The 1,265-nt window shown below is 39.5% G+C and carries 2 protein-coding genes; both read left to right on the top strand.

Going from position 1 to position 1,265, the window contains the following annotated elements:
• Positions 1 to 759, top strand: a 759-nt coding sequence (locus J7J55_03585) for a hypothetical protein (GenBank protein MCD6141789.1), incomplete at its 5' end; no start/stop codon positions are given.
• A gap of 171 nt (positions 760 to 930) precedes the next feature.
• On the top strand, positions 931 to 1,265 hold a 335-nt coding region (locus J7J55_03580), incomplete at its 3' end, for a manganese efflux pump (GenBank protein ID MCD6141788.1).

The raw sequence follows: 1,265 nt of genomic DNA, 5'->3' as shown, positions 1-1,265 counted from the left end.
GATTCAGGGATAGCAGGTATCAAATCTACACCCGACCTTATTCCACAGGTGCGCCTGGGAGGTGAATTAGACTTAGGCACGGTTACATTGACCCCGGAGATTGCAATAGCGGATGTAAAGGATGACGAAGTTGTAGGATCAACAGTAACAGCGGGGACCATAAGTGTTAACCGAACCACGATGCCCGGGGTGGCAGGAAAGCTTACCGCTTCCATTAAGACCTTCTTCGGCGAACCCATAAATGTCTATGGTGGATATTCCTGGGAACAGGTAAAATTGGATGCAAATGATAAAGAGAAGAAGAAATCTCCTCAGGTAGCCACTGCAGGTGTATCCGTTCCCATTTCCTGGATGACACTCTCTGTAAACTACAACTATATGAAAGGGGCAACCGGTTTCTCCGGTCTGGATTCAAAACCTCCTTCCTATTATGTTAAGTCAAATGGCGATGTGGAAGAGGTTAAAGGTTATGGCTGGAATATGGAGGCAAATCTTGCTCCTATTGAACAAGCATCTATATGGGGTGGCTATTCAGAGGCAAAGTTTAACGATATAGGCGACCTCAAAAAAGCTGGGTTTTCAGATGATATAGTAAAAAAGAATTCAGAATACTATATTGGTGCAAGTTATGCCTTGAGTAAAGTAACTACAATATCTGCAGAATATGACCATTTTAAGACCAAGTGGCAAACAGGGGCTACTTCCTCCAGAAAGGATAAAGGAAACTTGTATATTCTCAGCTTCTCCTATGCATTTTAAGGCAGAAAAGATTTGGGTGAAATGAACTTAACTTTCCTCCTGTTGATTAATATAAAATAAAAGGAGGGCTTAAGCCCTCCTTTTATTTTAGGGAGAATCTTATGAAGATATTCTGTTTATATCTTAATCTGAGATAATCGCAGCATCTGAAGCTTTTATAGAAGTTATCAGATGAGTATTGTTTTAACCTTATTTATAGCATTGGGATTGGCAATGGATGCCTGTGCAGTATCTGTTGTAGGTGGATTAAGAGCAGAACGCCTTAAAATTGGTAATGCTTTAAAAATAGCGATATTTTTCGGATTATTTCAAGCAGTTATGCCTGTGATAGGATGGTTAATAGGGTTTAGCTTGAGAGAATTTATTTCAAGGGTTGATCACTGGATAGCTTTCGGGCTTTTAGCTATGATTGGCTGTAAAATGATTCTTGAATCAATTAGAAGAGAAGCAGATAAAACAGAAGTTGACTTATTAAACCTTCATGTTTTATTGATACTGTCTGTTGC

It is taken from the genome of Candidatus Bipolaricaulota bacterium (assembly GCA_021159055.1).
Classification (GTDB): domain Bacteria; phylum Bipolaricaulota; class Bipolaricaulia; order UBA7950; family UBA9294; genus S016-54.
Note: the sequence above shows the minus strand (reverse complement) of the source record. Positions and strands in the feature narration are given on the sequence as shown.